Annotated in this window: 7 protein-coding genes; 4 read left to right on the top strand and 3 right to left on the bottom strand. The window is 70.5% G+C overall.

What is annotated here, in order from left to right; all coding sequences use genetic code 11:
- The 3 genes from AC2VON_RS24735 to AC2VON_RS24725 all read left to right on the top strand — a co-directional run.
- On the top strand, positions 1-430 hold a 430-nt coding region (locus AC2VON_RS24735; protein WP_486955203.1), incomplete at its 5' end, for a carbohydrate ABC transporter permease.
- Positions 417-1,229 (top strand): carbohydrate ABC transporter permease, encoded by an 813-nt coding sequence (locus AC2VON_RS24730; RefSeq protein ID WP_486955202.1) that lies wholly within the window; start codon positions 417-419, stop codon positions 1,227-1,229. The genes AC2VON_RS24735 and AC2VON_RS24730, both read left to right, overlap by 14 nt.
- A 94-nt stretch (positions 1,230-1,323) precedes the next feature.
- Complete coding sequence (locus AC2VON_RS24725) at positions 1,324-2,658, top strand: ABC transporter substrate-binding protein (RefSeq protein WP_486955201.1); 1,335 nt, start codon at positions 1,324-1,326, stop codon at positions 2,656-2,658.
- Positions 2,659-2,674: 16 nt separating this feature from the next.
- Here the strand turns inward: AC2VON_RS24725 and AC2VON_RS24720 are convergent, their stop codons facing one another.
- Entirely contained in the window at positions 2,675-3,475 is an 801-nt protein-coding gene (locus AC2VON_RS24720; RefSeq protein WP_486955200.1) for a CbiQ family ECF transporter T component, read from the bottom strand.
- Positions 3,472-5,550 (bottom strand): ABC transporter ATP-binding protein, encoded by a 2,079-nt coding sequence (locus tag AC2VON_RS24715; protein WP_486955199.1) that lies wholly within the window; start codon positions 5,548-5,550, stop codon positions 3,472-3,474. Before AC2VON_RS24715 ends, AC2VON_RS24720 begins: the two co-directional genes overlap by 4 nt.
- Positions 5,551-5,618: 68 nt before the next feature.
- Between AC2VON_RS24715 and AC2VON_RS24710 the strand changes: the two genes are divergently transcribed.
- Positions 5,619-6,092, top strand: coding sequence for a MarR family winged helix-turn-helix transcriptional regulator (locus AC2VON_RS24710; RefSeq protein WP_486955198.1), 474 nt, complete (start codon positions 5,619-5,621; stop codon positions 6,090-6,092).
- A gap of 20 nt (positions 6,093-6,112) precedes the next feature.
- On the opposite strand, the gene AC2VON_RS24705 is transcribed toward AC2VON_RS24710, so the two are convergent.
- On the bottom strand, positions 6,113-6,936 hold an 824-nt coding region (locus tag AC2VON_RS24705; RefSeq protein ID WP_486955197.1), incomplete at its 5' end, for an esterase-like activity of phytase family protein.

The following is a 6,936-nucleotide window of genomic DNA, read 5'->3' as shown; positions in this document are numbered from 1 at the left end:
CGGGCTGGCGCTGCCGGTGGTGTCCGCGGTGGTGGTCTGGACCAACGTCGGCTACGTCGCACTGTTCTTCCTGGCCGGCATCCTGGCGATCCCGGCGGCGGTGCACGCCGCGGCGCGGGTCGACGGCGCCACCGCCTGGCAGCGGTTCTTCCGGATCACGTTGCCGATGCTGCGGCCCACCATGTTTTTCGTGCTGGTCACCGGGGTGGTCAGCGCGGCGCAGGTGTTCGACACCGTCTACGCGCTCACCGGCGGCGGGCCGGGCGGGCGCACCGACCTGATCGCGCACCGGATCTACGCCGAGGCGTTCGGCGCGGCGGCGATCGGCCGCGCCGCGGTGATGTCGCTTGTGCTGTTCGTCATCCTGGTCGGCGTCACCGTCGTTCAGCAGGTCTACTTCCGCCGGCGGATCACCTATGAACTCACGTAACGCTGTTGTTTACGCCGTGTTGTCATTCGGAGCGCTGATCACGTTGGCGCCGTTCGCGCTTGGCTTGCTGACGTCGTTCACGTCGGCGCACCAGTTCGCCACCGGAACTCCGCTGTCCTGGCCCGCCCCGCCCACCCTGGCCAACTATGCCGACCTCGGCAGTGCGGGATTCGGCCGGGCGCTTGCGGTCACCGCGTTGATGACAACGGTGATACTGCTTGGACAGCTGAGCTTTTCGGTGCTGGCCGCGTATGCGTTCGCCCGGCTGCGGTTCCCGGGGCGCGACATGCTGTTCTGGGTCTACGTGGCGACGCTGATGGTGCCGGCCACCGTCACGGTGGTGCCGCTGTATCTGCTGATGGCGCAGCTGGGTTTCCGGAACACGTTCTGGGCGTTGGTGTTGCCCTATCTGTTCGGCTCACCGTACGCGATCTTCCTGCTGCGCGAGCACTTTCGCGCCATCCCCGACGACCTGGTCAACGCCGCCCGGCTGGACGGCGCCAACACGGCCGACATCATCGTGCACGTGGTGGTACCGTCCAGTCGGGGAGTCTTGGTCACGCTGGCGTTGATCACCGTGGTGTCGCAGTGGAACAGCTTCTTCTGGCCGCTGGTGATCACCGGTGGCCAGAAGTGGCGAGTGCTGACGGTGGCGACCGCCGCGCTGCAGTCCCGCTACAACGCGCAGTGGACTCTGGTGATGGCGGCGACGACGGTGGCGATGGTCCCGCTGGTCGTGCTGTTTTTGGCGCTTCAGCGCCATATCGTGCGATCGATCGTCGTGACGGGGATCAAATGAATTCTCCGTGCGCCGGTCCCATCGAGATTGCATCCAGGGCTGTGAATCACGCTGACCCGCAACCCTGCATGCAATCTCAACGCAGGAGCATGCCGTGAGCCGCCCACGGTTTTCCACGGCGTTCGCAGCGGCGGTGGTGCTGGTTGGGGTGCTGCTCGGTGCGGCGGCGGTGCTGCTGGACGTTGCGGCGCGGCCGGGCGGCGGAGAAACCGTGGTGACGGTGCGCCTCTGGGACGAGCAGGTCGCCGTCGCGTACCGCGAGTCGTTCGCGGCGTTTCACCGGGCTCACCCCGACATCGAGGTGCGCACCAACCTGGTGTCGTTTGCGACGTACTTCGAGACCTTGCGCACCGACATAGCCGGCGGCGGCGCCGACGACATCTTCTGGCTGTCCGACGCGCATCTGGCCGGTTACTCCGACAACGGCCGGCTGCTGGATATCGGTGCCGCGGAGCCTGGTTGGGAGCCGTCGGTGGTCGACCAGTTCACCCGTGGCGGTGTTCTGTGGGGGGTTCCGCAGCTGACCGACGCCGGTATCGCGGTGTATTACAACGCGGATCTGCTCGCGGCTGCCGGAGTCGATCCGGCCCGGCTGTCGGCGCTGCGCTGGGATCCGGCCGGCTTGATGTCAGGTCGAGACACCCTGCGGCCACTGCTGGCGCGGCTCACCGTCGACGCCGCCGGGCGTAGGGCGGGCACACCGGGCTTCGACGAGCGGCGGGTCCGGCAGTGGGGCTACAACGCCGCCAACGACCCGCAGGGCATCTACCTGAACTACATCGGCTCGGCGGGCGGGGTGTTCCAGCGCGGCGACCGGTTCGCCTTCGACAACCCCGAGGCGATCGAGGCGTTCAGCTACCTGGTCGGGCTGATCAACCAGGACCACGTCGCGCCCCCGGCCGCCGACACCAACGACAACGGCGACTTCTCCCGCAACCAGTTCCTGGCCGGCAAGATGGCGCTGTTTCAGTCCGGCACCTACAACCTCGCTACAGTCGCCGAGCAGGCCGGTTTCCGCTGGGGGGTGGCGATGCTGCCCGCCGGCCCGGCCGGCCGGGTCAGCGTCACCAACGGCATTGCCGCAGCGGGCAATACGGCTTCACCCCATCCCGACGCGACGCGGCAAGTATTGGCCTGGATGGGCAGTAGCCAGGGTAACGAATACCTCGGCCGGCGCGGGGCGGCCATCCCGGCGGTGCGGACAGCGCAGCGGGTGTACTTCGACTACTGGGCCGGTCGCGGCGTAGACGTCGCCCCGTTTTTTGCCGTGCTCGCCGGACCCCGTTTCCCCGCCCCGGGGGGCGCCGGGTTCCCGGCCGGCGACCAAGCGCTCAAGCCGTATTTCGACGAGATGTTCGCCGGCCGCGCCGACGTCGCCACCGCCCTGCGGCAGGCCCAGGCGGCGGCCAACGCCGCCGCCCAGCAGTAGGTATGCCCAGCTTGCGTTAAAAATAGAGCGCAGCGGCGCAAACGGCAGCGACGATCACCAGGGTCACCCAATCGGCACGTTTGGGACGCGCCGGGGTCGCCGAGATCTGGCCGATACCACCGCGGGCGGTGATCGCGTCACCCATCTCGTCGGCCCGCCGCAGGGTGACGATGATGGCGGCGGCGATCAGGTCGACCACCTCCGCCGTCCGCCGCCGGCGGTGGAGTTTCGGCCGCAGTCGGCGGGCGGCGTAGAGCACCCGGAATTCGTCGATCAGCATCGGGAAGGCCCGCAACGCCAGCGCCAAGGTGACCGCCCAATCGTCGACCGGGATCCGCAGCAGGTGTAGCGGCCGGCTCAAAGTAGCTACTGCAGGCGCGATTTCGGCAACGTTGGTGGTCCACGACACCATCGCGCCCAGACCCAGCAACACCATCGACAGCGCAGTGATGCGCAGGAAGTTCGACAGCCCGCCGAGGCCGAGCGCTACCGGGCCCACCTCGATCACCGGGCTGCCGCCCGCCATCCCCGCGGTGACGGCACCGACGGCGAGCAGGATCCACAGCCACCCGGGCGGCGACGGCAGCGCGCCGCGTGGAATGCGCGCCAACCGGGCCGCGGCCAGCACCAGCAGCGCCACCAGGCCGATCGGCACCCAGCCCGGATAGAACGTCAGCACAATCGAGATGGCGGAAACGGCAATCAGTTTGGTGCCGGCCCACAGCCGGTGCACGGACGAGCTGCCCGGCACCGGGCGCAGCAGCACCACCGGGCGCGGCGGGCGCTTGGCCGGGCCGGGCGGTGCGGCTCCGGTCACGTCACACCCCCCGCCGGGGCGGGTTCCGGGGCCAGCACGCCATCGTGCAGGTGCAGGGTCCGCGGGCACAGCGTCTGCAGCCCGGCGGTGTCATGGGAGACGACCACCACGGTCAGGCCGGTGTCTTTGCGCAGGTCCTCGAGCAACCGCAGCAGGCCGCGCTGGCTGGCGGAGTCCAGACCGGCCAGTGGCTCATCGAGGATCAGCGCGTGCGGCGAACGGGCCAGCAGGCCGGCCAGCACCACCCGGCGCATCTGGCCGCCGCTGAGCTGGTCGATGCGCCGCCCGGCCAGCCCCGCGTCCAGGCCGACCACGGCCAGCGCAGCGGCCACCCGGGCGTGGTCGCTGGCCGAGAAGCCGGCTGCGGTGGCCACCTCCCGCCCGACGCGGCTGCGCATCAGCTGCAGCCGGGCCGCCTGAAACGACAGCGCGACCGCGCCGACCTGCTGGGCGGCCGGGCGACCACTGACCAGGCAGGTTCCGGTGGTCGGCACGGTCAGGCCGGCCATGATCCAGGCCAGCGTCGACTTGCCCGAGCCGTTGCCGCCGTGGATCAGCAGCCCGTCGCCCTCGGCCACCTCGAAGCTCATGTCGCGCAGCGCGGTCTTGACCCACGGCGTGCCGCTGTTGTATTCGTGGCTGACACAGCGCAGTTCGAGCACCGGCCGGCCGCAACGGTGACCATTTCCAGCGACGGTGGCGGGCGGTGCGGCGGCCGTCGCGATCATCTCGGCGTTGTCGGGCGAGTCGCTCAGGCGGATGGTGCGGTCGGCGGTCGCAGCCTCGCTGTCATAGTGCGTGATGTGCACTAGCGACGTGCGATGCCGCCCAGCAGGACCGGCCAGTCCGGACAGCACCCTAAGCAGGACATCCCGGTCCTGCGGGTCGATCATGCTGGTGACCTCGTCGGCGATCAGCAGCGCCGGTTCGCGGGCCATCGCCGCGGCGACCGCCAACCGTTGCAGCTCACCGCCGGACAGCCCGCCGGTGTCGCGTTCGGCGAAGCCGTCCAGGCCGACGTCGGCGAGCATCCGGTCGATGTCGGTGGTGGTGCCCGGCGGTAGGCCCCACACCACGTCATCAGCCACCCGGGTACCCAGCACCTGACTTTCCGGGTGCTGCATCACGACCGCGGTGCCGCCAGGCCGTCCCAGACCCACCGCACCGGGACGCTCGACGGTGCCCGCTGTCGGTTCGCGGCCGGCCAGGACCAGCATCAGCGTGGTCTTGCCCGAGCCGTTGGCGCCGGTGACCGCGATGTGTTCGCCGGCGCGCACCTCGAGGCTGATCGGGCCCAGCGCGTCGTGGTCGGTGTGCGGGTAGCGGAAGCGCACGTTGTGCAGCCGTACCGGGACCGGCTGGACCGGCCGATGCCCGCAGGCGGTGCCCCCATCGGTCCCGGCGTCCAGTTTGTGCACATCGGGCACACCGCGCAGCCGCCCCAGCACCCGCGACAGCACCCACCAGCCGACCAGCGAGATGCCCATGATCGTGATGACCGTGTGGCCGAGGATCAGCCAGGGCCAGTAGTGCAGTGCCACGGCGAAGAACCGGCGAAGATGATCGGCGGCCACCGCCGCATCCGGGAGCCCCGGAATCCGCTCCATGCCCGCCGCGACTCCGTCGATGGTGGCGGTGATCGTGTCGACGATCAGGTGCCGCAGCCGCGTCAGGAGGGCCAGTGCGGCGACGGTGGCGGCGCCGAAGACAGCGCCGGCGACAAGGGAGGCGGCGATCACCGTCGGTGTCCCGCGGCGCCGGCGCTTGACAACTCCGGTCAGCCCCCCGACGTAGGCGCAGTGCATCACCGTCATGAACCCGCCCACCCCGGTGACCAGGGAGGCGATCATCGCGGCGGCCACCGTGGCGGCGAACAGCGCCCGGATCCGATACCGATAGGCCACCAGCCCCATCGGCACCGTGCCCAGCAGCGCCAGCACGGCCGCGAACGGCACCACCACCGAGATGATCGCGGTCGCCGCGCACAGCGCGGCCATCGCCGCGGCTTGCGCCAGCTCGCCCGATTGCAGGGGCCGACCGCGTGCGGGCGGGCTCACCGGGCCGGTTGCGGTCATTTCACCGATTGTGCCAGCGGCCGGTGTCATGCCTTACCGACGCGGCCACGGTGGGTGACAATGACACCATGGCTGCAAGCTCAGTCGCGAAGCCGGCGTCCTACCCCGTTGCGGGCCTGGGTGCCGATCTGCTCAGCGTGGTTTCCCGGATCAACCGGCTGGCTACCCAACGTGGCCGGCTGTCGTTGCCGGGGGCCCAGGCCCGGTTGCTGTCCACCATCGAAGACCTGGGTCAGGCGCGGATCTGCGAACTGGCAGCGGTAGATCACTGCTCGCAGCCGACGATGACCACCCAGGTGCGGCGTCTGCAAGACGCCGGCCTGGTCGCCCGCACCGCCGACCCCCGCGATGCTCGCGCGGTGCTCATCCGCATCACCGAGAAGGGCGTGCGGACCCTGAGCCGCGTCCGTCACGAACGTGCCGGCGCTCTCGACCCACAGCTGGCCCGTCTGACAGCGGCGGACCGCGGGATTCTGGCCGACGCCGTCGAGATTTTACGGCAGGTGCTGGCCGATGCCGGGCCGACGCCGTCGGAACGCTGAGCCCGCGATCGCCCGAGCTCTCACCGCATCGCGAACAGCAGGAACTGGGTCACCTGGGCCGCGGTGAAGTTGTCGTCGCTGACCAGCACCACCGTCTGACGGCCGTCGGGCAGCCGCGGCCCCAGCGTGATCCCTTCGACATTGTCGACACCGCCCGGCGCCGCCAACCCCTGGATGGCGGACAGATCGGCGAGCAGTGTCTTGGTCATCGGCGTCACCGGCGTCACCGGCGTCACCGCCGTGCCGGCCAGCGACGGCACCGCCAGCACGTCGGTCGCGCCGCCGATCTCGGCGTGGAACACCCGAACCGTCGGATGCGCGCTGAAAGCCCGTTCCACCACCAGGAACTCGGTGTCGGACAGCGCCACCAGATCGGTGAGGCCGTTGGTTAGCGCGGGCCCGGTAGCCGGCTCCAGCGGGTAGGCGTACTGGGCGACCGGCGCACCGGAGTCGACGTCGAACGCGGTGATCCGCACCGGCGCGCCGTGGCCGCGGTTCGGCGTCGGACCGTCGTCGTAGCCGGGGGCTTCCATGGCGGCGAACACACACCGGCCGTCGGGGGTCAGCGTCAGCCCCTCCAGCGCGTTGTTGCGTCGCGGCCCGCTGTGCTGCGCCGACATGGCCAGATTGGCCGGCATGGTGAACCGGCCCAGGTAGCTGCCGTCGAGTCCGGCGATCCGCACCCAGGGGTCGGCCAGCACCGGCCCGACCGGGGTGTCGGTGAGCCGCTCGCCCTCCGATGACCAGTACAGCCGCTGCCGTCGCGCGTCGAAGGCGATGCCCTCCGGGTCGGGCGGCACGACCGGCGGCGACCTGCGCAGCGCGAGCGGGCCGAACGGGCGGC

The sequence above is a fragment of the Mycobacterium sp. TH-M82 genome (assembly GCF_057473605.1).
The sequence above is the reverse complement of the archived record's forward strand: the minus strand, read 5'-3'. Positions and strand labels throughout refer to the sequence as shown.